The following is a 26694-nucleotide window of genomic DNA, read 5'->3' as shown; positions in this document are numbered from 1 at the left end:
TCAACCCGGTTGCTCCGGTCGCTCCGTCAGCTCCCGTTGCTCCTGTGGCTCCAGTCGGCCCGGTGGCACCCGTGGCTCCATCAGCCCCCGTTGCTCCTGTCGCTCCAGTCGGCCCGGTTGCACCTGTCGCTCCATCAGCCCCCGTTGCTCCTGTAGCTCCAGTCGGCCCGGCTGCACCTGTAGCTCCATCAGCTCCCGTGGCTCCTGTCGCTCCGTCGGCTCCGGTGGCACCTGTAGCCCCGTCAGCTCCCGTGGCACCTGTTGCTCCATCAGCTCCCGTTGCTCCTGTCGCTCCATCGGCTCCGGTTGCTCCTGTGGCCCCGTCGGCTCCGGTTGCACCTGTTGCTCCATCAGCCCCCGTCGCACCTGTCGCTCCATCAGCTCCAGTCGCACCTGTCGCTCCATCAGCCCCCGTCGCACCTGTCGCTCCATCAGCTCCAGTCGCACCTGTCGCTCCATCAGCCCCCGTCGCACCTGTCGCTCCATCAGCCCCCGTCGCACCTGTCGCTCCATCAGCCCCCGTCGCACCTGTCGCTCCATCAGCCCCCGTTGCACCTGTTGCTCCATCGGCTCCCGTTGCTCCTGTCGCTCCATCGGCCCCGGTTGCTCCTGTGGCTCCATCTGCTCCCGTGGCACCTGTAGCCCCATCGGCTCCGGTTGCTCCTGTCGCTCCAGTCGGCCCGGTAGCACCTGTCGCTCCATCAGCCCCCGTTGCACCTGTTGCCCCGTCTGCTCCGGTTGCTCCATCGGCCCCCGTTGCTCCTGTCGCTCCATCAGCCCCAGTCGCACCTGTCGCTCCATCAGCTCCGGTTGCTCCTGTCGCTCCAGTCGGCCCGGTTGCTCCTGTTGCTCCATCGGCTCCGGTAGCACCTGTCGCTCCATCGGCTCCCGTGGCACCTGTCGCTCCATCAGCACCTGTTGCTCCTGTCGCCCCATCGGCCCCCGTTGCTCCTGTAGCTCCGTCGGCTCCCGTGGCACCTGTCGCTCCGTCAGCCCCGGTCGCACCTGTCGCTCCATCGGCTCCGGTTGCTCCTGTCGCACCTGTTGCCCCGTCTGCTCCGGTTGCTCCTGTAGCTCCGTCAGCTCCCGTTGCTCCTGTCGCTCCATCAGCCCCCGTTGCTCCTGTCGGTCCAGTCGGCCCGGTCGCACCTGTAGCCCCGTCTGCTCCGGTCGCACCCGTGGCTCCGTCGGCCCCCGTTGCTCCTGTGGCTCCAGTCGGCCCGGTGGCACCCGTGGCTCCATCGGCTCCCGTGGCACCTGTCACTCCATTGGCTCCGGTCGCACCTGTCGCTCCATCGGCCCCGGTTGCACCAGTCGCTCCAGTCAGCCCCGTTGCCCCTGCTGCTCCAGTCGGCCCGGTCGCGCCTGTCGCTCCATTGGCTCCCGTGGCTCCTATCGCCCCTACTCCTCCCGTCGCTCCCGTACTTCCAGCCGGGCCGGCCGGGCCGGTCGGACCTGCGGGTCCCGTTGCCCCTGTCGCGCCCGTGGCTCCCGATGCGCTTGCATTCATGACAACCACTTCGTCCAGCAGCACGTTCGATGAATTTTGCAAAGGCGAAAGAGTCACCAGAAAAGAGGCATAGGCCGCATTCGCAGGCACCGCGCCGGTTACCTCATATAGCATTTTCCAGGATCCGGTTGCCACATCGGGAAGGGTTCCCTGCTGGATCGTGGTGGCTACCCCGTTCGAAATAAACAAATACGAGGAATCGTAGTAAGCCAGCGTTACGTTAACTTGCGGACTCGTACCGGTGCCCGTTTTGGCAAAAGAAGCGGACACCGCATAGCTTTCTCCCGGCAAAGCGAAGACCGCTTGAACGATCCCCGCTCCGACATTTCCTCCCGTCAATAGGCAAGCATTTGCCCCGACCTTGGGATTTGTACTCACCGCAACGGCATTATAAGCTCCCCAGGAATCCATGCTTCCCAGCTCGAAGCCGCCGTTTTGAATCAAATTGTTAAATAAAACAGTCATAACCTCACCTCCTCTATTAATCTATGAACTGCCAAAGTAGTTGGTTTGTAGAGTTATCCTGTGTAAAAAAATTCGGGCTCACGCTAAGCCGTCTTCTTCACCTAACGGCACGAAATGCTTTTCTGGGCAAAAGGTTTTAACCTTCTCGACGATGCGGCTCGGATTGTAGCCCGTTTTTTCCAGTTCGACCGCAGAAACTTCCAAATTCCATTTATTCCGGAATATTTCCGCATTGTAGAGGCCTTGTTCGTTCCAGGCGAGTCCGTTCGCCGTAAAAGTCGCGTGACCGTGATGATGCACGTAAACGTCGCAGGCAGCCCACAAAATTTTTCCGCTAAGCCGGGCACGAAGGCAAAAATCGTCATCTTCATAACCGCCGGGGTAAAATCGCTCATCGAATCCTCCAATGGTTTCAATCAGTTTTTTATGAAATAGCATGCAAAAACCGATCAGCCGGTGCGGATAAAATCCCATGCCTATGTTTTGCTCTCTCCACTTGCGCGCAAACCGCTGCATCTCGTCCATGGTCTCATAAGGGTCCGGCTGAATCCGCTGAATCGGCGCCACATTGCAGGAAACCGGTCCGACGATGCCGATGGTCCGGTCCCAATCGAGCCAGCCGCGCAGCCCTTCCAGCCACTTTTCCGTCACGACGACGTCGTTGTTCAGGAGCAGCAGGTAATCTCCCTTGGCCGCCCGGATTCCCTGGTTGCAGCCCCCGGCAAAGCCTTTATTCACAGAGTTGGCAAGCACGGTAGCATTCCGTACAGTTGATAAATAAGCCAAAGTTCCGTCAGTCGATCCGTTATCCACAAAGATAAATTCGTACGGCAAAGACGTGTACTTTTGTACGCTTTCCACACAAGCCCGGGTATGATTCAGCCCGTTCCGGGTCAATATAATAATCGAAGTTAAAGCTCCCATTCTCTCACTCCTTTTTCGGATTCCTGCTAGAATATGTGCGCGGATAAGAGACAGCTTGGGTCTTGAAAAAAACAAACATCCGTACAAAAAAAAGCTTCCGAAAAGAAGCCCTCTTTTTAACCCGAAAAATAGGTTCGGCCGGTTTTGATAAACTGTAACTATTATGGTAACTTAACAATGAGACCAAAGACCCCTCAAGGGAATAAAGGAGAGACACGCATGGAGCTTAAGAACAAAACGGCCATCATTACCGGGGCCGGCAAAGGAATCGGCAAAGCGGCCGCGGCCGCGCTTGCCAAAGAAGGCGTTAACCTCGGTCTTCTGGCCAGAAGCACAGCGGACCTGGAAGCCCTTCAGAAAGAGCTTTCCGGTACTTACGGAGTCAACGTTTTCTATGCTTCCGCCGATATTTCGAAACCATCCGAAGTGCAGCAGACTATTTCCTCCCTAACCGGAGAGCTCGGCCATGTTGATATTTTGATCAACAATGCGGGAATCGCCCAATTCGGCACGGTGGCGGATATGGACCCCGAACAGTGGGAGCGCATTATTCAGGTCAACCTCATGGGAACCTACTATGTGACGCGTGCCGTCCTGCCGGGCATGATCCAGCAAAACAGCGGAAATATCATTAATGTGGCCTCTACGGCCGGAGAACGCGGTTTTGCGACCGGATCGGCTTACTGTGCCTCCAAATTCGGGGTCCTCGGTCTGACCGAGGCGCTCATGCAGGAAGTCCGCAAATCCAACATCCGCGTAACGGCGCTTACGCCAAGCACCGTCAATACCGATCTGGCGAGCAATGCAGGTCTTAAAATCGGCGACGAAGACCGGATGATGCAGCCGGAAGACGTAGCGGAGCTGATTACCGCCGCGCTGAAGCTTCCTCCGCGCGTATTCATCAAGACTGCCGGAATCTGGACAACCAATCCTCAGTAACGGCCGGTTTCAAAGCTTTTCCGGGAGTTCGACCGGGCAGCCCCTAAAGCGCAATTCGCAACAAGACCTCTTCCGTTCCAAAACGGAGGAGGTTTTTTGGTTTATTTTCGCGTATTAAAAAAATAGCGGGAAGGTTAACTATAAGTAGGGTCAACAATTTAGTCCCGTAATTTCAAGAGTTAATTTTGACGGTCGATTTAGGGAGGGAGCTTTAAATGAGTGCAGCGGACATGGATGTGAAAACATTTTTTTTCAAAGAAGACGGCGCGATTCCGAACCATCCCCGTTTGCCCGTGCTTCTGTACAGCGGGGTTTTCTCGGAAAATGCGGAGCAGACGGAGAGGCTGTTTAACCGGCATAACTGGCTGAACAGCTGGACCAACGGCGTGTTCGATTACCATCATTACCACAGCAACGCGCACGAGGTGCTCGGCGTCATTAGCGGAAGCGCGGTAATCCGGCTCGGCGGCGAGCATGGCGAGCAGGTAGAGCTGAGGACCGGCGATGTGGTCGTGCTGCCTGCCGGCACCGGACACAAAAAACTGTCCGGCAGCCCCGACTTCAAGATCGTAGGGGCCTATCCGGGCGGCGCGGAGCCCGACCTTCACAAAGAGAACGAGAGCGTAACTCCCGCCATCCGGGAAAAGATCGGCAGCGTTCCCGTGCCGGAGACCGATCCGGTTTTCGGTGAGGAGGGGCCGCTCCTCCGCTTGTGGACATAAAAAGAACGGACCGGGTATGGAATGCCGGTCCGTTCTTTTTATTAGGCAGTGTGCGGGCATGTGCGATTCCGGCTGGATTGTGGGAGTGTCGCAATCGCCGTTAGCGACGCGCCGACGGTGCTCCGGCAGCCATTTCCGCCGAGTACGAGCGGCTTGGACGCTGACCGCAGAGCCCGTAGGCTTCGGCACGCGCAGCGGAGCCAGCCCGGGCGATCCCGCCCGTCAGCGGCAGGCGGTTCGCCGAGCCGGGCCCGCCCAGCCCGCAGCGGGGCTCCAAGCCGTGCCTTCAACGGCCGCTGCCCGGCAGTCCGGACGGCACGGTGACCGCTCGGCGCAGTCGTGCCCGCTCGGCGCAGTCGTGCCCGCTCACCGGACAAGCCCGGCCCGACAGCGGGCTCCAAGCCAGCGCCCTCAACGACCGGCCGTGCGCACGGCCGCTTCCCGGCGGCCCGCCGTCATCGGCGCCCCGCACAGCGGGCAGGCCTTCGCCGGCGCACCGGATGCCTTGCCCGCGGCGTGTTCGCCGGCGGCGATCCGCACCCAGGCGTTGCAGCCCGGCCCGGTGCAGAGCCACGCGGGCACCGTCTCCGTGCGTACCGGCCCGGCCGGTGCGCTTCGCTCCGGTGCCCTGCCGGACGCCGGTGCGGTGCGGCTCACCGCCGTGACGGTCCGCTTGCCGGAGGACGGCTGCTCGCGTCGGCCGGAAGCCGGCGAATCGCCGCTCCGCCCCGTAAAAGCGGACACGACGAACCGCGAGACGCCCGCCTTTCTTCCCCTGTACAGGGAAGGCGAGCTTACGATGAGCTCCTCGCGGGCCCGGGTAACGGCCACGTAGGCGAGGCGCCGTTCCTCTTCGAGATCGGCGGCGCTGTCCGCCGCTTTCGGGTCCAGTACGGAGCTGTGGGGCAAGCTGCCCTCGCACGCTCCGATCAGGACGACGACCGGAAACTCCAACCCTTTCGAACGGTGAATGGTCATCAATGCGACCCGGTCGCCCTGCTCCTCGGAGAGATGGCGGCCGCTCTGCCTGCTCCGGGACAGCACATCGTCCACGAACAGGACGAACTCGGCCGTGGTGCGGAACCGTTCCGCCGACGTTTCCAGCTCGTCCAGCATCTCTTTGAGCATCTCCTTGTGCTGGGTCGGCTGCTTCCGCCCGTCCGTCTCGACGTAGGCGTCGTAGAACTGCACGCGCATTTTGCGGATCGCATCCAAAGGCTTCAGCTTTTTCAGCTCCCGGATCAATTCCAGCCTTGTCTGGATCTTCTCTATTTGGAAGTCCTTCTTGTCCGGCATCGACAGCAAATGGACCAGCGGCCCTTTCTTCGGCTGCAGGGCCTCCTGCCGGCGGATATACGCCATCCCGTGCTCGCGGTTGATGTACAGGGACGGCAGCACCCCCTCCATCGCCTCGAAGTCGCGGCGGTTCAGAGACAGGCGCATATGATCCAGAACGGGCTTGATCAGCCAATGCTCGTACAGCAGCTGCCCGTCCCCGTAATCGATATAGGGGATGTCCCGCAGAACGAGCTGCTCCAGCAGAGCGCGGTTGTTGCTTGCGGAGCGGTAAAGCACGGCGAAGTCCCCGTAACTGCGTCTTCCCTGCTCCACATCCTGCCGGATACGGGTGAGGACGATTTCCGCTTCCTCGTCGGTCGTCAGGGGCCGGATATATTGAGGCCGGGCACTGCCCGCGTTCGCGGCTTTCAGCGTCTTCACCCGCCGCATCTTGTTGTGCCGGATGATTTCGTTCCCGAGACCGACGATGGATGCCCCCGAGCGGTAATTAATCGCCAGCGTGATCACCTTGGCGGACGGGAACTCTTTTTCAAAATGGAGAATAAATTCGCTGCGCGCCCCGTTAAACGAATAAATCGTCTGGTCGTCATCCCCGACCACCATCAAATGGTTCTGCGGCGCCGCAATCATGCGGATAAGCTCGTACTGGATGCCGTTCGTGTCCTGAAACTCGTCTACCATGACATACTGGAAACGATTTTGCAGCGAGCGCAGCAGGCTCTCGTTCTCCTTCAGCATACGGTGCGCCCGGAGAAGCACGTCGTCGAAGTCGATTTTGGCGTTGGCCCGCTTCCACTCTTCATAGCGGATCAGAATGCTCCGGATTTCTTTTTCTTCCTTCGTTTGCAGCGGCAGGTCCTGAAGCTCCGTCCGGTTCATTTTATAGGAGGAAAGCAGCGTCAGAAGCGTCTCGGGCTGATACGTATCGGGGATGCCCAGCTCCCGCATAATCTGCTTGAGCAGGATGTGCTGCCTGCGCGTCTCGTTAAAAATCTCATCTTGAACGCCCTGGCTCCTGATGACCCGCAGAAAAAAAGAGTGAAACGTCCGCGCTTGAAGCCGGGAAGCTTCCTCGGCCGTTATTCCCGGCAGCGCGGCGATGCGTTCTCTCATTTCGGCCGCGGCTTTGCTGGAAAACGTGACAAGTAAAATGCCCGCCGCCCGGATCCCGCGCACCGCGAGCAAATACCCCGTCCGGCAGACGAGCACGGACGTTTTGCCCGAACCGGCGCCCGCCAGCGTCAGCAGCGGTCCTTCGAAGTGTCTCACCGCCCGGATCTGCGGCTCGTTCAGGGCTATGCCCTGCGCCTCCAGGCGGCGGAAGTAAAAAGCGTCCCGGTCCCCGTCCGGGACCAGTTCCCTGCTTGTATGTACGGAAGCCATGACGGCTTGCGGAATATTCGTGTGACCCGTACCCGGAGGCACGGTGTAAAAAGGAGCCTGACTCAAAACCGTTCACCTTCAAATTCTGTCTTATTTAACCTCTAAGCTGCTCTGTGCAAGCGTTGTTGTGAAGCTCTTCTAGAACTATACCATTCCGCGGGCGATGAGAATACATTCCGATAACAATTTGTAACAGAACTGCAATCCAGTTTTCATCTTCCTTTAATATAAAAGCTCTATACTAAAACTCGACCCCCTTTTAATAAATAAATCTTAAGACCCGCAGCCCGTTGCTGTGGGTCTCTTTCTTTTTAAAACTGGATCGCCTATCCATTTTTTTCGTTCCTACGGAAACAATTCGGTCAAACTCCCCGAACAGTATAAAGGACAAGCCGGAATCGAGCCGGTCCTCTGTCACTCCCCTGCAGCCGCCGATAAGCGTGGGCGGAAGCTTTTGATGACCATCGTAGGCCCTCAAGTCCCTATCGCACGTACACAAAACGTGGTCATAAAAACAAGAGGAGGTTTTCCTTTACCCATGAAAAAAATGCCTATATTATTATCTGCCGCCGCATGCGCCATCGGCCTTGTCAGCGCGGCCCCGTCAGCCTCGGCCATGTCTCTGGCCGCGGGAACCCAGAGCGAGCACGTTCTGGACCTGCAGGAGCGGCTTGACGCGCTCGGTTACTTTGACGCGGGCGTCACCGGCTACTACGGAATGAAAACCGCGGAGTCCGTGAAAAAATTCCAGCGCGCTTACGGACTTCCCGTCGACGGCGAAGCCGACTCGAAGACCCTCGGCAAGCTGGAAAAGGCGGCCGTGCCGAAGCAGAACGCTCTGGAGCAGATGGCGCGCATCATTTATTCCGAGGCCCGGGGCGAGTCCTATCAGGGGCAGGTTGCGATCGGCGCCGTTGTCATCAACCGCGTGCAGTCCAACCAGTTCCCGGATTCCATTCCGGCCGTCATTCACCAGCCGGGACAGTTTTCCGCCATCCGTGACGGCCAGTACTCGCTGAAGCCTAGCGAAACGGCTTACAAAGCGGCACGCGCCGCCCTGAACGGCTCCGACCCGACCGGGGGCGCGCTGTTTTACTACAATCCGGACGTCGCCACTTCGTCCTGGAGCAAATCGCGTCCGCAAACGGCCGTGATCGGAAACCACGTCTTCACGAACTGATCGAGCTTTCATCATACAGGGCATCACCTACACAGGTCCCCGCACGCTAAAAAGCCAACTTTGCCCCGACCACGCAAAGTTGGCTCTTTCCTTTATATCCGGCTTTACTGCATGGGCAGCCAGCTCACTTTCCAAATGCCTGCTTTATTACGGGTCAGGCTGAACGCTTGTTTGTCCTCCGGTGAACCGGACCCCCGCTTCGTCATGACAATGTAGGCGGAGTCCCCGCTGATTTCCTGATACAGCGTGTAGTCCTTCCGCAAGGCGTCCCATTTCTGTTTCGCCTGTTTATCCGCATCCGTTTCCCTGCCCATGTCGGCCAGGTATTCTTCCCGGCTCGGCGTCGCGTAATCGCTGCCCTTTATCAGAAGGGCATAGACCGTTTCCCAGTCCCCTTTTTCCGAAGCCGTCACGTAAAAGCGGAAAATATCAATCGGCTCCAGACCTTTGAGCTGGTCGTCGGTTCGGTTTTTGGTGAATACATCAAACTGTTCAAAAGACTCTTTTTTCGAAAAGTGCCATTGGTAGTCGACTTGCGGTACCTGATCTTTTCCTTCAAAAGGATTTGGAAGAAAATCCGATTTAAATAACGTTCCTTTAATGTCGCGAAAAGCTGTAAACGTATATTTGTTCTCCGACAAATCTTCAATCATTACCGGAGAACCTTCTGTTACGTACACAGTCTGACCTGTGGAATCAGTGGCAATAGCTCTGCTTTTAAGAAGTCCTTCTCTAGCTTTGGAGGGATCGTAAACCGTCAATTCGCTTTTAGGTACCCACACGTCCCCACTGTACTCCAAACCATCCGTGTACATGACTCTGACACATAACCAGTTCTCATATTCGCGTATTACCTTAACGACCCTTCCCTGTTTAAGCAAAAACCCCGAAGGCTTTTCCTCCCCCGGATATAAAGAGAAATTTAACGAACCCTTAACGGTCATGTAATAAGGACTTACATTAACGACAGGCCTCTCCTTAAGAAATTCATTCAGTTCCGTGCTTTCCAGAGGCTTATCCGATTCTTTAAGCACGAACCATTCGGGAATCCAGCGGTCATTATTAACTTGGATAAATCCGTTTTTTCTATCCCGAATTTTAACGGGATGATCCGATGAGACCAAAAACGGGTCGGAACCATAACTCGATGTTTCGTCAGGTCCTGATAATGAATAAGTATCTCCTTTCAGGTAGGAGTAGCTCTTCGAATCCTGCAAAGGAGGAACAGTCGCCTGCGGCGGCTCCGTCGGTTTCACGATTCCGGGCCATGCCTTCGTTACAGCGGGCGCTAGCTCTCCGCGGAACAGGAACGCAGCCGCAGCCAGGCACAAGAGCACAGCCGCCAGTACGGGCAGCGTCCTTCTTCTTTTGGGAATGGTCAGCTTACGCAAACGGCCGCCCGGTGCGGATTCCGCCGCCTTTTGCTCGATGCCGTAGATATCGTCCATTGTGAAGGTTTTTCTTGTAAAAGGTCCCGATTTCAGCTTGTCGTACCATTCCGGCTTAGGCCCGTTCATAAGCAGACTCCTCCTTCCATGCTTCCGACATTTTTTTACGGGCGCGCGACAGCCGTGATTTCACGGTTCCCTCCGACACGCCGAGCACCTGAGCGATTTCCCCCATCGTCATCTCGTATTTGGCATCCAGCACGAGCACTTCCCTGAATTTTGCGGGAAGCTTCATCACGATTTCCCAGATCTCATCCGTGAAAGCCGCCTCCATCACTTCGCTCTCCGCCGACGGATGGCTGCTCCCGGGCCGCGCCCGGCCGACCAGAATCACCCTGCGCATGAAAGCCGTCCGCATATGATTGCGCGCCGTATTCCGGGTTATCGCGAACAGCCACGTTTTGACGGAAGCTTTCCCTTCGAACGTATTCAGGTGGCGGAAGACACTCAAAAAAACATCCTGCGAAATATCATCCGCCATTTCCCTGCGTCCGGTCAGAAAGAAGGCGTAGTTCCACACGTCCTGTCCGTAATCCAGCATGATCGTCCGAAAATATTCTTTCGCCGGTTTTCCCTCTTCGTTTCTCTGCTGAGCCCCCAACGCCTTCACCCCCACCCATTAGACAACAGAAACGGCGGAACCGTTCCCGCTCCGGAAAGTTTTTTTGAAAAAGACCTGTACGTTCGGACCCGCGCAGCTTTAAAGAGCCCGGTGTGACGCTGCGTAAAACGGCGGTCACCCCTATACAGCTTGACCGTCCCTATCCGCCGAACCGCAAAAAAAGCCGCCGGGAGGCGGCTGTTTCAGTCAGATCCCTTTTCAAGAGGAACGGCCCGCGCTCCGTCTTCCGTCCAAGTTCTGTAAGCGTCTATGTTGGCTTCGGAATCGTCGCTCGCATCCGACGTTTTGTAATAACGGGCTGAATAGGCATGCTCCGCGTCCGCCTTATTGTCATCCGTATTGAGGAGTAAATGGAATTCGGAAATTTCCAGTTTCCAGTTCACACTGCGGGCAATTTCCCGCATATGCCCGGGCGTGACGAACGCCTTCACGGCGGCCATCACGGCAGCATGCGTTTCCGGGTCCGGCTCCCCTTTCCAGTCCACTCTGCAGGTTACATCAGGCCGGGTAAACGTACAGTAGAGCCCTTTATACCCTTTCAAGTTCTTCTTCATGGACTTGGCGGCAGCCCGGATGGTATCCGTTTCCACGCTGTGAGTCAAACTGCATGCGGACAGCGCCGCGACAAGCGGCAGCACAAGAAAGCCCCGCTTTATAAAAGCCCGCTTTTTCAGCGAATTTTTCCCGGGAATCGGCGGGACAACATCCCGTTCGGCCCGTTCGGTCCGTTCTATCCGTTCGTCCATATTCGGCCCCCTGCGACTTTTAACTTCCGGTTCCGCCACACTTGGCCCTCCGGCACTCACCGCTTCTTTGCGCCCGTCCTTCCGGTTCTTGAAGGTTCCTTATATTTCCTGCTATATGTACGATCTTACCAATTTTTCGCCTATAATAGAACTAACTGCAACAACCCGATCACCATTTATCTTATTGTTCTGAAAAAAAGGAGATTGCGCCCATGAATTCCGTTATCGATCTGCTGACCCGGCACCGCTCAATCCGCAAGTTCAAACCCGACCCGATTCCCGGCGACCAGCTTCAAGCGATTATCGCTTCCGCACAATTGGCCTCGACTTCAAGCAGCGTACAGGCCTATACCATCATTGCCGCCACCGATCCCACGCTGAAAAAAGAACTGGCCCGGCTCGCCGGCAATCAGGCCTACGTCGAGCAGTGCGGACTCTTTCTCGTGTTCTGCGCCGACCTGAACCGGCTCCGCAAAGCGACCGAACAGTCCGGCGAAGTGTTCCACCAGAACACCGAAAGCTTCCTCGTCGCCTCGATGGACGCAGCGCTGGCCGCGCAGAATGCCGCAATTGCGGCCGAATCCCTCGGCCTGGGCATCTGCTACATCGGAGGCATCCGCAACAACCCGGACGGCGTTGCCGAAGCGCTGAAGCTTCCGGAGCTCGTCTACCCGGTGTTCGGGATGTGCGTAGGCGTGCCGGACCAAGAGCCTTCTCTCCGTCCCCGCCTTCCTCAAACGGCCGTTCTGCACGAGAACGGCTATCAGGGCGAACGCTCGGACGAAGGAGTACGCCGGTACGATGAGACGACGCGGAAATATTACGAGGAACGGACCGGAGGCAAGCAGAGCATCACCTGGTCCCGGAGTATGGCGGACAAGTACCGCCAGCCGGTACGCGCTCATTTGAAGCCGTTTCTGGAGAAACAGGGGTTTAAGCTGGAATAGTTCCGTGCTCCCGGATAAACAAAAGACCCCTTCTTTAGGGGTCTTCATGCCGCTAGGCATGACTTTATTTGGCCCGGTGAACCGTCAAGTTGACCCGGTTGGTCTCACACATGAAGGTGGAGAGGTGAACCGGCTCATCGTTCGCGTCGAAAGCGATTTTTAAGATCCGGAACAGATTCGCCCCGATATCACATTCAAGCAGCTTCGCGTAATCTTTGGTCGCCCCAATGACATCGATGATCTTATCATTGCTAACAATTTCGGTATGGTAGTCCTCCGACAGAATCTTGTAGGTCGATTCGTTCATCGCAATCTTCTTCTCCAGGTCGGGGAACCGGGTGAGTGAATAATGGGCAATATCATAGAAAAGAGGGCGGTCATCCACGTACATCAGCCGCTCAAGCTCCAGCACGGGACTGCCTTCCTCAATCTGAAGATGCCCGGCTACCTCCTCCGAGGCCTGAATAACATCGCTCCGGAGAATCCGGGAGTTCGGGATCATGCCGAGCTGATGGCTGAACTCCGAGAATCCGCTTACAGATAACAGCTCATTGTGGAACTTGTTCGAGGCCACAAAGGTGCCTCTGCGGGGAATCCGCGTGAGCGTGCCGTCCCGCACCAATTCCTCGATCGCTTTCCTGATCGTAATCCGGCTGACGTTATAAGTATCACAAAGCTCCGCTTCGGTTGGAATCTGTTCATCCGGTTTATATCTTCCGTGCTGGATATCATTCTTCAACATTTGCCGGATCTGCATATACAGCGGCTGGGGGGTTGAAGGATTTAAATTCATCGTTTATTCATCCTTATCCATCAATGATTATATACTACGTATTATACATTGATGGCCTACTTGAGTCACCATGCCCCGAAATATCCTATGGTCTTCGCCGCCGTCGACGCGCCCTGCTCCAGGCAGGCCTCGATCGAGAGCCCTTGCAATCGGCCGCAGATGAACCCGGCAATGAACGAATCCCCCGCGCCCATCGTATCCACCACATCCACCTTTCCGACACCGCACGTATAGAACCGCTCCCCGTCATAGGCCAGTGAACCGTTCTCTCCCAGAGTAGCGACGGCGATCCGAGACCCTCTCTGCTTTACTTCGGTCAGAAGCCCCCGGATATAGTCATCGTCGCGGGTATAAGAGAAGAACGGATAATCCACGTGAGGCGTTAACGTCTGCACAAGCTCATCGCCGAGCTGGTCTGAGAAATCAAAGGAGGTCACCAGACCCAGTTCCTTAAACGCAGCAAAATACTTATCGGCATGCCCCCATATGCCCGAATGTACAAGCTGATAATTTCCGGCAAAGCTAATCTCCTCCGGAGTAAGAGAAAACTGTGCCATAACCCCTTCGTCGTAATCGCCAAACTTACGGTCATTCCCCACCATCTCGACGTGGGTTACCGCTGTTTTTCCTGCCTTTTTGGATATTCGGGAAGTATCCACGCCCTTATCCTTAATAGCCTGGATCATAATTTCCCCGTACATGTCCGTGCCTACCCAGCCAATATAAGCAGTCTGTGCACCTAGTTCCGTTAAATAAACGGCCACATTCACCGGATTGCCTCCCGGGTAGGCTTTGCCGCTGGCCTGGTAGACATCCATGCAATTATCTCCGACTGTAACGATTCTCATCTTGCTCCCGCCTTCCCTGCGATTAAAAGAGGAGCACTACGAAGTAGTGCTCACGACATTTTAATATTCCATTTGACGATAGTATCTTCTAAGCGTTAACGGATGATTTCTCTCGCGCTCCAAGTGGACGCTGATGCGGCTGAGCACGGACCAGTTGATATTGACGGAGAAGTGTTTTCTGAACTCCTCGCTGATGCCTTCCATTTTGAAATCCTTGGTGTCAATAAGGGTCAATTTCTTCGTGATCTTCTCGGCAAAACGTTCCACGCGGTCCATCAGCGGCCGGGTTTCGTCTTCGCCTTTCAGCAGAATCACGCTGGTATCTTCAACCACCAGCTCCAGTGTGCCGTGGAAGAATTCCGCCGCATGGATCGATTTCGCGTGAATCCACTGCATCTCTTCCAGAATACACATCGCGTAGGAGTACGTATTCCCCCACAGATTTCCGGAGCCCACCATCATGTGGTAGTCCGTATCCTTATGCTCTTTAGCGAAGGCTTCCGCTTTCGGATCGAAGGTCTTAACCGCATCCAGAATCGCACGCGGCAGCAGGGAAACTTCCTTGACGAACTGATCGTATTGAGGGAACTCGTTGTTGTTATACATGAAGCGGAATACGACCATGTGCAGCAGCATGAAGAACGTATCGAAGGAATGTTTCTCCGAGCCCGTGGTGATGCAGTAATCCACAATCTTCGTTAGCGGCGTATCTGCTTCAGCCACAAGCGCGATGGTAGTTGCTCCGCGTTCCTTACAGAACTCGGCTGCGGCCACAGTCTCCTGAGTTGTCCCGGATACCGAGGTGAAGATACATACGGAATCTTTACTGAAATGGCGGTTGTTCATCACCATGAACTCAGCGGCGATCTCCGCATGCACGTCAATCGTCGAGTTCGATTTCAAAATATACTCATAAGGGTACATCATGGCGATCGTACCACCCGCACCGATCAGAAAGATGTTGCTGTACCCTTTCTTGCAAATTCCGTCCACAATCTCTTCAATCTGCCCTCTAAAGGCAAGGCCCTCTTGTTCCACAAGCTTAAGGAATAACTGCTCATCAAAGTTTAACATGTTCGTTCCCTCCCCATATTGAAGGCGATCTCCAATATGATCCAATTTTATTTGTTATGTCTTGTATTATAAATAAACATTACAATTTAAACAACATTTTTTTGACTAAGCAACGATTTGGCTGTCCCCGGACCTTTTGGAGCCATATTTCTTCTCCCAGTAGTAGTACACGGGCAGGCCTGTCGCGATGACAATTGCAGCCGCAATCATGCCTTGAATCGGGGCCCACGTAAAGGTTCCCCACGCCAGCCATGCCGCCCCGGCGATCGCCAGGATTGTCGTTATTCTCCACATCGGCATCCGGTAAATCGGGTTATAATCGTCTCTCTTCCGGCATTTATAAACGGCGGCAAAGTCCAGGATGTTAATAACCAGCTGTATGAGTGTAAAGTAACCCAGCAATTCCGTTAGATTGCTGAAGAACACAAGAATACAGGCAAATGTAACCTGAGCGATAATCGAGAAGCTGGGTGTTTCGAATTTGGGATGGACTTTCCCAAAGCGTTGGAAGAACAGTCCGTCCTTCGCCATGGCATATTCCAGGCGCGGCTGAAACATAATACACGAGCTCAAGGAACCCAGAATGACAATGATTGCCGTAACGGCCACAAAGGAGGAGGCGATACCGGATAAGCCCGGAATGTACTTCACGGCGTCGGATACAGCAGCGCTGGAACCCATCAGCTTGTCGAACGGCATCAAGCCGGTGACACAGACCGCAAGCAGTGTATACAGGCCGAGTATGATCAGCACCGAACTGATTAATGCCCTGGGGAGAACTTTCCCCGGATTTTTGAATTCTCCGGCCATAAAACAAATGGCCGCCATTCCCGTATACGCCCAGGTCGTAGCGGATACGCCTCCGATAAGACTCGAGCTTCCGGCTCCCGCCGCCGGGGTGTAAGCGAAGTTGTCAAAATTCATATACATAAGTCCGAGCACAATAACAATCAGGAAAGGAATGATTTTAACAGCGGTAATAATGACCTGAAAGCTTCCGCCTCCCTTAACGCTGCGGTAATGGATGGATGTGATAATCAGAATAATCGCCACCCCAAGCAGCTTGCCGGCGAACCCGGCAAAGAACGGGAAGAAGCTTGCCAAGTAAGCCACGATGGCCAAAGCCATAATGGAAATGGACGGCGGATCGAGCGCCCAGAATGTCGCCCAGCCGTACAGGAAGGCCAGCGGCCTCCAGCCCGCTTTATTCAGGTAAACGTAACCGCTTCCATTTTGCGGATAAGCCGTTGACAATTCAGCCAGCACCATGACCTGCGGAATTGCGATGACCCCGCCGATAATCCAGGCCAGGATTGAAATCGAGGGAAGACCCGCCGCTTTTGCCACATCTCCGGAAGAGACGAATATTCCGGAACCTACCGTAGTTCCAACTGCGATAGCCAGGGCCGACCAGAAACCCAGTTTTCGTGTAAGTGCGCCATTACTCATAGCGAGTTCCTCCAAATCAAGATGAGTAGACTTCCAAATCCCTTAATTTCCCGATTGATTTCTTAAGTGCCTCATGCGGACTCTGGTAATATCCTGCTCCCATAATCTCTAAAGTGCAGGCTCCTTTATAACCGTGGCTTTGAAGAGTTGTTACATATTCTGTCCAATTCAGCACTCCGTCATCTAAAGCCAGATGCGCATCGGACGAGCCGTCTCCGTCAATCAGATGGAAATGACACAGCTCAGGCAGTTTCGTAAAGTAATCCTCCGGTGTCTCTCCTGCAAGCTGCATCGCTACGGTATCGATCATTCCTTGTAACGAAGGGGAATTTATTTCACTCATTACCCTCAGAATTCCCTCCAGGTCGATCAGAAGATTCGATTCGAACCGAGTCAGAGGCTCCAGCGCAAGCGTCACCCCCTCCTTCTCAGCCACCCGCGATACCTGGCAGATCGAATCGGTTGCATATTTCCACGATTCCTCCCGGGATACCGAGAAGTCCCCGATTCCCGAAGTCATAAGCATCATATCGGTCCCCAGCTCCAGCGCGGCGTACAGATTATCGACGAAATAATCGACGCTCTTCTGCCGCAAATGTGCGTCTGAGGCCGCGATGTTGAACGGATAAACGCACTGCTCCGGCGTGTAACAGACAACCTCCATATCTCTTGACTTCAGCTGCCGCCTGATCTGCCTTAAGTTACCGAGGACATTACGGTAGACATACAAATGAGGCTCACCCGCCCACAGTTCGATATGACGTATGCCGAGCTCCGACATGGAATCCAGGAAGTGCTCGAAGGGAAAATGCTTGTACGTAATATTCATTCCGGCCAGGTTCATTGCTTCACACCCTTCTCAATGAAAGCGTTTTATTATTTGTTATGTTATGTATTATAACTAATGATTACATACATTTCAATGCCTTTTTTTAAAAGGTCAAACATTGCTTTTTTGGCGTCTTAAAAGTAGTCCTACCTTGCAGTTCGTTCAACGGAGCACAAAAAAGCAAGCTTAGCGGTGGCGCCCGCTCTGCCTCCTCTTTTCGGGATAAATTTTAGCTTAAGTCAATAAGCCTCGACCGGCTCATCTGTTTTAAAGCAAACCGTAACAGAAATCAAGGGATGTCTTACCTCAAGGACGGGTACACTAGGTTGGGACCGGCGCTGAATCCAGACAGCTGTGCTTCCATACCACGTAAAAGGAGGGAAACGACATGTCCGAGAATAACGATAAACAGAGCCACAACCGCGATGGCAAAGATGGCATTAATGCCGGTGAAACTGTAGGTACCGTTGGAGGTGCTGCGTTAGGCGCTGCCGTAGGCTCCATTCTAGGCCCTTTGGGCACATTGGCAGGCGGGGTTGCGGGCGCTGCATTAGGCAACAAAGCTGGTGAAGGAATGGGCGACAATGATAAACAGTCGAACCATGAAGATAAAAACAGATCATAATCGGGCCGGGAGTAACCTCCACGCCAGAACAAAAAAGGAGAACAGGGATTCACTGTTCTCCTTCTTGATTTTGCATCTTTTTCCACTCAAACTGGTGACTTATTTCCTAAAATGACGCTACCGGCCCGCTTTGCTTATGCATCAGGTACAGGGCGTGGTCCTACGCCCAAAACTGCAGCAGCCGGACGCTGGTGGCGACAGGGACAAGCTCTGCGGCAGCGGCCGGACGCCGGCGGGACCAGGCTCTGCGCAGCGGCCGTTTCGCGGCTTCCAATTCGGGAATCCGCGGCATCGAGTTCCCGGTGTCCGCCGCAGCGGCCAAGCCGAATGCCCGCCGCCCGCTCTTTATTCGAATGTGTGGCCGGAGTCCTGGCGCCGTCCTAGTCCGCCCCGTCCTCCCGCCGCTCGCAGACGATAACCTGCCGCTCGAAGCTCCCTTTGCGGACGACGCAGCGGTCCTTCACGGCGAAGCCCGCCCGCTCCAGAGCGGCGTCGACCGGCTCCGCCGAGATGACGACCGCCCGCGGAGACAGCCTGCGGGCGCTGCGCAGCATCTCGAGCTGCTCTTCCGTGCTGATGACCGAGCACAGATTGTACGGCATGTCGAGAAGCAGCGCATCGTAAGCGCCATCCAAATCACGGATGTCGCTGATCTTCACCACATCGGGATACCCGAAGTGGGCGAGATTCTCCCGCGCGCCGCGAACGGCAAGCGGGTTGAGGTCGCGGCCGACGATGTCGATGCCCATCGACAAGGCCTCCACAAGCACCGTGCCGATGCCGCAGCACGGATCGACGGCGCGGATGCCGGCCGGGTCCGGCACCGCGATGTTGACCGCGGCGCGGGCCACGCGCGTGCTCAGCGCCGTGGAGTACTGCCGCGGCTTGCTGTTGTGCGCCAGCCAGACGGCTTCGCTCCGGCGGCACGGGCCCAGCACCCAGCGGCCGCCGGCGTAAGCCGCGCCGAGCAGGCGCCGGGGCTGCTTCATGTCCGCCTTGCCCCGGACATGCCGGCCGATCCGGCGCTCGATGGCGCGCCGCTCGTCGTAGGAGGCCTTCCCTTCGGCCTCCACGTAGAGCAGCTTGAACGTGTCCCCGTTCAAATCGAGCGTTTCGGCCCTTTCCGCCAGCTCGTCCAGGCTGGTTGCCTGGAGCCGTACCTCCAGCCGGTGCCGGATAAACGGGCTCCGGTTCGGTTCCAGCTCCAGCGGGCTCTCGGCCCAGCCGTCCTGCGGCCGGACCCCCAGCAGGGTGCGCAGCTCCAGCAGGCAGAGCTCCTTTTCGTCCTCGTGGCAGGCAAAACTGTATACATAAGACGGCACAGGGCGGCCGTCTGCGGATAAATTCATCGAAATCCCTTCCTTGCTGCTTAACTCGTATCCCCGTATTCTAACGGATACCCGGGTCCGCGTCTACAAGCGGCCTTTGCTCCGTACACGCGCTTTCGATTGCTCAGCGCAATTAACTACTCATCCGGTTAAGGACTGGTCTTCACTTAAAAACTACATCAAAAACATCAATGCCAACTCCGGTTGGGAGAATTGACTTTCTTTTCACAAAATGGAATCGGCTTTGCTTTCTTCCTGCGCTTTTTCACCATGAACATATGCCCTCCTTCTGCTTAAAGTAACAGCTTTGTAACGCCTGAATCCTTTTCGTGAAAGGCATTTCCGCTATCCTGCACATGAGCAGGTAACAGAACAAGCATGTTGCTATTATCGATTCGTTAAAAACGAATAGATAAATAAAAAAGCCGCCCAGATTAGACGACTTTGGTTTTGTATATTCGGTTGGCCGTGCTTTGAATTGCGTTTAAACAATGGAGACCTTAGCCGCCCGCTGTAAAAGCGCAACGCTGTTTGCACTTAAGAGCATACGCAATTTGTGCTATAAGAGAGAAAGAACAAGACCCTTTTAACCTAGCTGCTGAAACCCTTGTCAAAATGGGCAAGTCTCCTATAAACCGATGAGACACATGAAAAGAGTATTAAGCTTTCTTAATCACTTTTTTTCTTTATATCAAGATAGGAGGAGCACGGAGCTCCTTCCTGAATTATTGAATTTTCACAAAATCACCTGTAAAACTGTATTCACTAGCACCGCCACCAGCACTGTGCCCTCTTGAACTTCTTGCGAAAGCTCTTACCTTAAACGTGCGAGGCAACTCGATACCTGTGCCTGGAATAATTTCTACCCAGTCTTCAAACACCTTCTCATAAGTGTTTTCCGATCCACGCTCAACTATTGCACTCACATTAATTTTGTCCTTATTAATAACGTACCCTTGGGGGGCCGTTACACTTTGCCAATCACCCCAGTTTGCTCTTCTTCTTCCATCTGGCAGTGTCGCTTCTGTTTCGGCTTTTGGTCTTAAATCAAAACCGCTCATACAATCACTCCTTAAATTTTTTACAGAGCTATTGTGGGTCTTTGTCACTGATTTAATTCATACTTTTGCAGGAAAAATTTCAGAAGAAAAAAGCCGCATTTTCAGCGGCACGTGCAAGACCATATTATTTTATACTATCCCTGAATATATCTAATAACTTTAAATCATTCTAGACAGCTTTGATTTCAGGAACTCCCTCGTTCTCGTAAGTCCTTACAATAACCATCTTGCCCCCACCTATAATGAATTGTTTAGCTAGATCATAAAAGGTAGAACTGGCTTTCACCACATTGATCCAGGTTCTAGCTGATCCTGAGTTGGAGGTGGAGAAATCCTTTTTTACGTATCAGCGCATGAAGGCCTACTTCAGATATATCTTCTGCATCCACGGATCCAACTTTGCCGTCTCCGGTCAAATATATTCGGACTAATCAATATGAAGAGTAGACAAATAATCTCACCCTATCATCCAGCTTTCGTTAATAATTAGTCATCCATAGAATGAAAAACTACTCCGCAGGCCGGGACTTTAACATATTCCGATCCTGCAAGCAGCAGGCAATTTTGTATATAAAAAAGCGAGCTGCAGCAGCTCGCTAAGCTTAATTTTATAGCCAATTAATAGAGGGATATTCTTTCAGAGAGCCGAAAACGCGCTTCTGATCAGCTGTACTTTAATTTTTAAGTAAGAGTACACAATTTCAGAGTTGGTTCGTGACTCCCCTTTCCCTTAATACTGGATAACCGTATCGAGCGCGACTTCGATCATTTGGCGGAACGTCGTCTGGCGCTCTTCCGCCGTCGTTTCCTCACCGGTCACGAGGTGATCGCTGACGGTCAGAATGGACAGGGCACGGGCTTTGTGCTTGGCAGCCAGCGTATACAGCGCGGCGGTCTCCATTTCAACCGCCAAAGTGCCGTACTTCGTCAGCAGCGCTGCCGTCGCGCCCTCGTCGTCGCGGTAGAACGTGTCGCTAGTGAAGACACTGCCCACATGTACCGGCATGCCTGCGGATTCGGCGGCTTCATAGGCGCTCTTGAGCAGCCCGAAATCTGCGGCCGGGGCAAAATCCAGCCCGTTGAAGCGGATGCGGTTAACCGCGGAATCCGTGTGAGAAGTCATCGCGAGCACGAGATCGCGCACCTTCACGTCTTCATGGAAGGCTCCGCACGTACCGACGCGCACCAGCGTCTTCACGCCGTAGCTTTCCAGCAGCTCGTGCACGTAGATCGAAATGGTCGGCACGCCCATGCCCGTCCCTTGAACCGATACGCGCTGGCCTTTATAGGTTCCGGTAAATCCGTACATTCCGCGCACTTCGTTATAGCAGACGGCATCTTCCAGGAAATTTTCGGCGATAAACTTCGCCCGCAGCGGGTCTCCCGGCAGCAAAATTCGCTCCGCGATTTCGTTTTCCTTCGCTCCGATATGTACACTCATGATTAATAAGCTCCTCTCAAAACTTCCGCATTGATTTATTATCCGCCCGGAACCGGGCATGTCCGCCGGTTTCCGGCCTCGCTTTCACTGCATGCCGCCGATTTTATTTCCAGTGGCTGCCGATAAATTCGTCCCGCCCGGATTGGGCACGGTCTTCTTTATAGTGCTTCGGATTTTTGCGGTGGTAATTCTGATGGTACTCCTCCGCCTCGTAAAACGGCCCCGCCGGAACAATCTCCGTCACGATCGGCTTGTCGAAACGGCCGCTTTGCGCCAGTTCCCGCTTGGACTGCTCCGCAAGCTCCCTCTGTTTTTCCGTGTGAGTAAAAATAGCCGCCCGGTACGAAAGCCCCCGGTCCTGAAACTGCCCGAAAGCATCCGTCGGGTCGACCTGCTGCCAGAACAGCTCCAGCAGCTTTTCATAAGGAAAAACGTCAGGGTCGAACCGGATTTGCACCGCTTCCGCATGACCGGTCTCTCCCGCCTTCACCTGCTCGTAGGTCGGATTCACCTCGCTGCCGCCCGTATACCCCGATACGATGCCGTGAATGCCCGGCAATTCCTCAAACGGAGTCACCATGCACCAGAAGCAGCCTCCCGCAAAGGTAGCCAGCTCGTAAGCGGCCGCCTGTTTTTCGGTCTCTGTCATATATGTCGCCCTCCCCGTCTAAACTTTCAGGTTTAAAATGCGTGCTGCATGCATGGCCTTAAAATAGCACGGCTCCCGCCGCCATGGCAAGTTTCGCGGCGGCTTCCGCCCAGCATAAATACCCGCAACCGGAATTGCGGGCATCGCTTGGAAATGCGTCGGAAAAATCGGCCTGCACGAAGGGGACTATTCCTCCTCCACGCCCCCGGAAGAATTCTCTTCCATACGGCTGAGCGCCGTGTTCACGAGGAAATCAAACAGATCGTCGTCTTCTTCCAACTGCTGCTCGATGGCGACAATCTCTTCTTCCGTGCCGGATTCGGCGGTGAAATTTAAGCTGTACATCCATTCTTTCCCCTTTTTGCTGAAAAGGGCCACCTCGTAAGCGGTCTTGCCTTCCGCCAGTTTAAATTCCACCTTGCCGATATATCCGTTCTCCGCATCGTGAATCATGCTCGCGTTCAGTACCTGAATCGTTTGTCCGTCCATTTCACCCATTATGTCACCTGCTTAAATTAGATTTCGTGTTAAAACGGCTTGTCAGCATGCGCTGGTTTATATTGTACAGGAAGAATCGTCCGCGGGATAGAGCGGAGGTTTCATGCGATTATAGCGTGAAAAATGTCCCCCGCGCCGGGTTCTAAATTTAGCCGGGAGCGGTGTCCCATCGTTACCGACGCCCTGGACCGATGATGCAGGATGCGAGCAGCTCGTAAGATTTCAGACGCTGCGCGTAATCCGCCACCTGGGTCACGATGAGGAACTCGTCCGCACCGTATAGGTTCTGCAGCTCGTGCAGCTGCTCCTTGATCTGGCCGGCCGTGCCGATCAGCGTGCGCCTGCCTTGCGCATCCGCGTTCTCCGGCTGCCTGCCTTCGGCAGCCTCATTCGCCGCCGAAGGCGCGCTCTGCGGCCGATGCCCGCCCTGCGCCTGCGCGGCTTCGCTCCCGGCAGCCTCCTCCGCGGCCGGAAGCCCGGAGCGAAGCCAGCCCGCTCCCTCGGCGGCCAGCTCGCGGGCCCGCTCCTCCGTCTCGGCGCAGACCGCGCCGACGGCGACGATGGCTTTCGGCTCCGCCAGCAGGCGGGAAGGCCGGAAAGCGCTGCGGTACTCTCCGAGCACGGCGGCGCCGTCGTTGTCGCTCATGAACCGGCCGAATACGTAGCCTGTCCCGTATTCGGCCGCGTAAGCGGCGCTTTTGGCGTTCGTGCCGAGCAGCCACAGCTCCGGCGAATCGGGCGGAACCGGGCGGGCCGTGACCCGCTCCCCTTCCACGGTAAATTCGCCTTCGATCAGCGCGGTCAGATCGCGGATTTTGTCCGGCATCTTCCGCACATTCTCCAGGAAATTGCCGCTCAGGGCAAGCGTGACATGCGCGGAACCGCCGGGAGCCCGGCCGATGCCCAGGTCGATGCGCCCGGGATGCAGCGTCGCCAGGAGGTGAAACGCCTCCGCGACTTTTACCGGCTGGTAATGCGGCAGCAGAACGGCGCCCGATCCGATCCGGATATGCTCTGTATGGGCTCCGATATGGGCCAGAAGCACTTCCGGGCACGCGGAGGCGAGCTGCTTCATGTCGTGGTGCTCGGACACCCAGTAGCGCGTATAGCCAAGCTTCTCGGCTGTCCGCGCCAGCGTGACGGCTTGTCCCAGAGCCGTATGGGAATCCGCTTTTTGCATGACCGGTACGAGATCCAGCACGCTGAGACGCAGCGGCAACGGTTTCATTGGTCTTCCTCCTTCGCGTCTGTCGTCAGAATCCGTAAATGGTCATGCCGCCGTCCACATAAAGCGTCTGTCCCGTCACATAGCTCGCCGCATCCGACGAGAGGAAGACGACCGGCCCGACCAGCTCCTCCAGCCGGCCCACCCGCTTCAGCGGCGTGCGGCCCGTCACTTCGGCCACGAAGGACTCGTCGGCCAGCAGCTTCTCCGTAAGCGGCGTCGGGAAATACCAGGGCCCGATCGCGTTGACGAGGATGCCGTATTGCGCCCATTCCAACGCCAGAATCTTGGTCATTTGAATAAGCGCCGCCTTGGTCGAGCCGTACACGACTCCCGTGCGAAGCGCCATATGGCCCGCAACGGAGGCGACATTCACGATCCGTCCTCCTCCTTGCTCCTTCATGTGGCGTCCGACCGTCTGCGACATCAGAAAAGCGGACTTGAGGTTCGTCTGCACGATCGCGTCCCACTCTTCGTCCGTCACATCGAGTGCAGGCGTACGGATGTTCATTCCCGCATTATTGACGAGAATATCGAGACGTCCCGCTTCGCTTACGGCACGGCCGACGGCCTCCGTCACGCCTTCACGCGTCCCCGCATCGGCCGCAATGGCGTAAGCTTTGCGCCCTGTTAATTCCGTGATTTCCGCCGCTACGGCATCCAAATCGCTCTGAGTGCGCGACAGCAGCACGACATCCGCACCGGCTTCCGCCAGACCGATAGCCAGCGCTCTGCCGATGCCTCTCCCCGCTCCGGTCACCAGAGCCGTTTTACCTTCCAGTTGAAAAGACGGCAAATACATTCCTATCCACTCCTTTTATATAACCGCGCCCGCGCATACGGGAACAGAACAGTAAACTAAATTAGTTTTCATCATAAAAGATTAACCGTCAGAAAGCAAAGACCGCCTTTTCAAAATCAGGGGTTGAAACCTTTGCCGCTCTGGATTATACTACCTAAAAAGAACATTTGTTCCCATTCTAAAACGGCTGGTTGACCTGACAAGAACCAGGCCTTTCGCGGACTTACGGGAGAGATACCGGTGATCGTTTATGAGATGACCCTCCAGGTCCGGTTCCGGATTTCAACACCTGAAAACAGTGGTAAGAGGCTCTATCGGACAGGACGTTTTTTTGAGTATCTGGACGAGCCGGAGAAAGCGGGAGAAGTCAAGATGATCCGGGCGGACAAATGCCAGCCGTAAAAAACAGACAGCTCCGGTGGGCACATGCTTGTCTGCGCCTTCCGAACCTGTCTGCCTAGGACGTCAACCGTCTTTACGCGGGCTGAGCTTGCGGGGATCTATGCCGTTGTCGATACGAAGAGGGGCGTGGAACGACTTCGCCAGCTTATCCCACGACACGATTTTGAAATTCTGGTTGCGTTTCTTTCCGTCATCCGAATTTTCATCGTCCTGCGCCACGAAAATCCCGTTAGGGTAGGCCGGTCCCAGGCCGAATCCGACGACGTCGATTCCGTCCGTCCCCGTTGTCCCGTCAATCAGACCGTCCTTGACGGCGAAGCTGCCCAAGTACCGGTTTGTCCCCTGGCGGTTGTAAACCGTGTAGGTGCTGCTTCCCTGGCTGGAAGCCAGCAGGTAGCCTTTGCCGTCCGCCCCGTAATACAGCACCAATCCTTCGATATCCGCGGTTAAATGCCCTTTGCCCGCCTCATCTACCTTGGCATAAGGCTTTAGGCCGCTGTCCGGCTCGGCGCCGATCTTCCATATGGCCGTATCCTCTTCCGCCATGTAGATCGTTCCGTACTCGTCGTCCGCGACAATTCCTTCCGCTTGGGACGCCAGTTTGAAGTGGCGTACAAGCTTGCCTTCCACACCGGCCGATCCGGGTATCAGCTCGATCTGCTCGAATTCCCCTTCTTTGCCGAGCACAAGGGCATAGTACTTGCTGGTTTTAAGGCTGTGATAAAGGCTGAAGCCGTACACCTCGCCCATGTCCGACTTAATCGGCTTGGCCGCGATATCGTTCAGCGCCCCCGTTTCCGGGTCGATGGAGAAAACGTCGACCGTATTACTCGTCCGGTTCGTCGCCGCCGCGATGTCCATCCTCTTGCCGTTAAGCTCGTATCCGTAGCGCACGTCGATGTTGTTCATTTTGCCGAGCTTGTAGGATTGGATCTGCTTGCCGTCCAGATCATAGACCAGAATGCCGCCGCCCTTGTTGGTCGCAAACAGCTTGCTCTTGGCCGGGTCATCCGGATGCACCCAGATGGCAGGGTCATCGGCCGCATCTTCCCCGGTATCGACCGCTTCCGTCTCGCCGTCCGCCGTTACCCCGGCGAGCGCCTCCCCGATAGCCGCCTGCTCCCCGCCGCCGCTGCGCAGCTTGCTGAGAACCAGCTCGACGAAGCCTGGCGGCACATACGTTTTATCTCCGATCAGTTTCACAGGTCCGTTCAATTTTCCGTCCGTGCCGTTTAGCTTATATCCGTCAATCCCGATGGCGACCGAACCTTCCAAACCGCTCTGCAGAGCAAAATCAGCCGTCAGCGTGCTTTGATTCCACGTCACTCGGGCTCCTGCCTGCTCCAGCATCTCCCTCAGCGGTTCATAACCTTCCTCGACCGAAGCCCAGGCAGCCTGACTGTAAAAACTTGCGGCGATCAGCAGTACGCTAAAGCTTTTGAACAGTTTCATCGTTAAGGTCCTCCCGGTTTTACCCGAATAAGC

Annotated in this window: 26 protein-coding genes and 1 pseudogene; 6 read left to right on the top strand and 21 right to left on the bottom strand. The window is 55.4% G+C overall.

Going from position 1 to position 26694, the window contains the following annotated elements:
* The 3 genes and pseudogenes from ACI48J_RS04465 to ACI48J_RS04455 form a co-directional block, all read right to left on the bottom strand.
* Positions 1-1242: a hypothetical protein gene (locus tag ACI48J_RS04465; RefSeq protein WP_405081905.1), complete on the bottom strand. Its 1242-nt coding sequence runs from the start codon at positions 1240-1242 to the stop codon at positions 1-3.
* Between the two features lie 322 nt (positions 1243-1564).
* Positions 1565-1921 (bottom strand): annotated as a pseudogene (locus ACI48J_RS04460) (NTTRR-F1 domain); the annotation flags it as partial.
* 132 nt (positions 1922-2053) lie between these two features.
* Positions 2054-2899: a glycosyltransferase family 2 protein gene (locus ACI48J_RS04455; protein WP_405081903.1), complete on the bottom strand. Its 846-nt coding sequence runs from the start codon at positions 2897-2899 to the stop codon at positions 2054-2056.
* 219 nt (positions 2900-3118) lie between these two features.
* Here ACI48J_RS04455 and ACI48J_RS04450 point away from each other — a divergent pair, with 219 nt between their 5' ends.
* Both ACI48J_RS04450 and ACI48J_RS04445 read left to right on the top strand, forming a co-directional pair.
* Positions 3119-3838: a 3-ketoacyl-ACP reductase gene (locus ACI48J_RS04450; protein WP_405081901.1), complete on the top strand. Its 720-nt coding sequence runs from the start codon at positions 3119-3121 to the stop codon at positions 3836-3838.
* Between the two features lie 215 nt (positions 3839-4053).
* Positions 4054-4560: a cupin domain-containing protein gene (locus ACI48J_RS04445; RefSeq protein ID WP_405081900.1), complete on the top strand. Its 507-nt coding sequence runs from the start codon at positions 4054-4056 to the stop codon at positions 4558-4560.
* Between the two features lie 411 nt (positions 4561-4971).
* Here the strand turns inward: ACI48J_RS04445 and ACI48J_RS04440 are convergent, their stop codons facing one another.
* Positions 4972-7308, bottom strand: coding sequence for a UvrD-helicase domain-containing protein (locus tag ACI48J_RS04440; protein ID WP_405081898.1), 2337 nt, complete (start codon positions 7306-7308; stop codon positions 4972-4974).
* A 472-nt stretch (positions 7309-7780) separates the two neighbouring features.
* Here ACI48J_RS04440 and ACI48J_RS04435 point away from each other — a divergent pair, with 472 nt between their 5' ends.
* Positions 7781-8422, top strand: coding sequence for a cell wall hydrolase (locus ACI48J_RS04435; protein ID WP_405081896.1), 642 nt, complete (start codon positions 7781-7783; stop codon positions 8420-8422).
* 104 nt (positions 8423-8526) lie between these two features.
* Here the strand turns inward: ACI48J_RS04435 and ACI48J_RS04430 are convergent, their stop codons facing one another.
* The 3 genes from ACI48J_RS04430 to ACI48J_RS04420 all read right to left on the bottom strand — a co-directional run bounded on the left by ACI48J_RS04430 (position 8527) and on the right by ACI48J_RS04420 (position 11238).
* Positions 8527-9939 (bottom strand): hypothetical protein, encoded by a 1413-nt coding sequence (locus ACI48J_RS04430; protein ID WP_405081894.1) that lies wholly within the window; start codon positions 9937-9939, stop codon positions 8527-8529.
* Entirely contained in the window at positions 9926-10411 is a 486-nt protein-coding gene (locus tag ACI48J_RS04425) for a sigma-70 family RNA polymerase sigma factor (protein ID WP_326056855.1), read from the bottom strand. Before ACI48J_RS04425 ends, ACI48J_RS04430 begins: the two co-directional genes overlap by 14 nt.
* A 263-nt stretch (positions 10412-10674) precedes the next feature.
* Complete coding sequence (locus tag ACI48J_RS04420) at positions 10675-11238, bottom strand: hypothetical protein (protein WP_405081892.1); 564 nt, start codon at positions 11236-11238, stop codon at positions 10675-10677.
* A 212-nt stretch (positions 11239-11450) separates the two neighbouring features.
* Here ACI48J_RS04420 and nfsA point away from each other — a divergent pair, with 212 nt between their 5' ends.
* The gene (gene nfsA / locus ACI48J_RS04415; protein WP_405081891.1) at positions 11451-12185 is read left to right on the top strand and encodes an oxygen-insensitive NADPH nitroreductase; all 735 of its coding nucleotides are present in this window, start codon (positions 11451-11453) and stop codon (positions 12183-12185) included.
* A gap of 64 nt (positions 12186-12249) precedes the next feature.
* On the opposite strand, the gene ACI48J_RS04410 is transcribed toward nfsA, so the two are convergent.
* From ACI48J_RS04410 to ACI48J_RS04390, 5 genes are all read right to left on the bottom strand, one after another.
* On the bottom strand, positions 12250-12978 hold the full coding sequence (locus ACI48J_RS04410) for a GntR family transcriptional regulator (RefSeq protein ID WP_405081889.1): 729 nt from the start codon (positions 12976-12978) through the stop codon (positions 12250-12252).
* Between the two features lie 65 nt (positions 12979-13043).
* Entirely contained in the window at positions 13044-13826 is a 783-nt protein-coding gene (frlD, locus tag ACI48J_RS04405) for a fructoselysine 6-kinase (RefSeq protein ID WP_405081887.1), read from the bottom strand.
* 60 nt (positions 13827-13886) lie between these two features.
* Positions 13887-14900, bottom strand: coding sequence for an SIS domain-containing protein (locus ACI48J_RS04400; RefSeq protein WP_326056843.1), 1014 nt, complete (start codon positions 14898-14900; stop codon positions 13887-13889).
* 105 nt (positions 14901-15005) lie between these two features.
* Entirely contained in the window at positions 15006-16349 is a 1344-nt protein-coding gene (locus ACI48J_RS04395) for an amino acid permease (RefSeq protein ID WP_405081886.1), read from the bottom strand.
* A 16-nt stretch (positions 16350-16365) separates the two neighbouring features.
* Positions 16366-17193, bottom strand: coding sequence for a TIM barrel protein (locus tag ACI48J_RS04390; RefSeq protein ID WP_405081885.1), 828 nt, complete (start codon positions 17191-17193; stop codon positions 16366-16368).
* A 373-nt stretch (positions 17194-17566) separates the two neighbouring features.
* Between ACI48J_RS04390 and ACI48J_RS04385 the strand changes: the two genes are divergently transcribed.
* Positions 17567-17803 (top strand): glycine zipper domain-containing protein, encoded by a 237-nt coding sequence (locus ACI48J_RS04385; RefSeq protein ID WP_405081884.1) that lies wholly within the window; start codon positions 17567-17569, stop codon positions 17801-17803.
* Between the two features lie 160 nt (positions 17804-17963).
* Here ACI48J_RS04385 and ACI48J_RS04380 read toward each other — a convergent pair whose 3' ends face one another.
* The 8 genes from ACI48J_RS04380 to ACI48J_RS04345 all read right to left on the bottom strand — a co-directional run bounded on the left by ACI48J_RS04380 (position 17964) and on the right by ACI48J_RS04345 (position 24807).
* A complete protein-coding gene (locus ACI48J_RS04380) occupies positions 17964-18125 on the bottom strand; it encodes a hypothetical protein (protein WP_405081883.1) in 162 nt (53 codons plus the stop codon).
* 58 nt (positions 18126-18183) lie between these two features.
* Complete coding sequence (locus tag ACI48J_RS04375) at positions 18184-19152, bottom strand: TRM11 family SAM-dependent methyltransferase (RefSeq protein ID WP_405081882.1); 969 nt, start codon at positions 19150-19152, stop codon at positions 18184-18186.
* 704 nt (positions 19153-19856) lie between these two features.
* On the bottom strand, positions 19857-20192 hold the full coding sequence (locus tag ACI48J_RS04370) for an alkaline protease (RefSeq protein WP_405081881.1): 336 nt from the start codon (positions 20190-20192) through the stop codon (positions 19857-19859).
* A 730-nt stretch (positions 20193-20922) separates the two neighbouring features.
* Entirely contained in the window at positions 20923-21633 is a 711-nt protein-coding gene (gene deoD / locus ACI48J_RS04365; RefSeq protein ID WP_405081880.1) for a purine-nucleoside phosphorylase, read from the bottom strand.
* Positions 21634-21736: 103 nt separating this feature from the next.
* Entirely contained in the window at positions 21737-22282 is a 546-nt protein-coding gene (gene msrA, locus ACI48J_RS04360; protein WP_217561598.1) for a peptide-methionine (S)-S-oxide reductase MsrA, read from the bottom strand.
* A 186-nt stretch (positions 22283-22468) separates the two neighbouring features.
* Positions 22469-22780, bottom strand: a complete 312-nt coding sequence (locus tag ACI48J_RS04355) for a hypothetical protein (protein WP_405081879.1) — start codon at positions 22778-22780, stop codon at positions 22469-22471.
* A 172-nt stretch (positions 22781-22952) separates the two neighbouring features.
* Positions 22953-24008, bottom strand: a complete 1056-nt coding sequence (locus ACI48J_RS04350) for an LLM class flavin-dependent oxidoreductase (RefSeq protein ID WP_405081877.1) — start codon at positions 24006-24008, stop codon at positions 22953-22955.
* 25 nt (positions 24009-24033) lie between these two features.
* Positions 24034-24807, bottom strand: a complete 774-nt coding sequence (locus tag ACI48J_RS04345; RefSeq protein WP_326054586.1) for a glucose 1-dehydrogenase — start codon at positions 24805-24807, stop codon at positions 24034-24036.
* A 240-nt stretch (positions 24808-25047) separates the two neighbouring features.
* Here ACI48J_RS04345 and ACI48J_RS04340 point away from each other — a divergent pair, with 240 nt between their 5' ends.
* Positions 25048-25209, top strand: a complete 162-nt coding sequence (locus ACI48J_RS04340) for a hypothetical protein (protein ID WP_405081876.1) — start codon at positions 25048-25050, stop codon at positions 25207-25209.
* 63 nt (positions 25210-25272) lie between these two features.
* Here the strand turns inward: ACI48J_RS04340 and ACI48J_RS04335 are convergent, their stop codons facing one another.
* Positions 25273-26661: a phytase gene (locus ACI48J_RS04335; RefSeq protein WP_405081875.1), complete on the bottom strand. Its 1389-nt coding sequence runs from the start codon at positions 26659-26661 to the stop codon at positions 25273-25275.
* Positions 26662-26694: the final 33 nt, after the last annotated feature.

It is taken from the genome of Paenibacillus chitinolyticus (assembly GCF_045038035.1).
Classification (GTDB): Bacteria; Bacillota; Bacilli; order Paenibacillales; family NBRC-103111; genus Paenibacillus_F; species Paenibacillus_F chitinolyticus_A.
The sequence above is the reverse complement of the archived record's forward strand: the minus strand, read 5'-3'. Positions and strand labels throughout refer to the sequence as shown.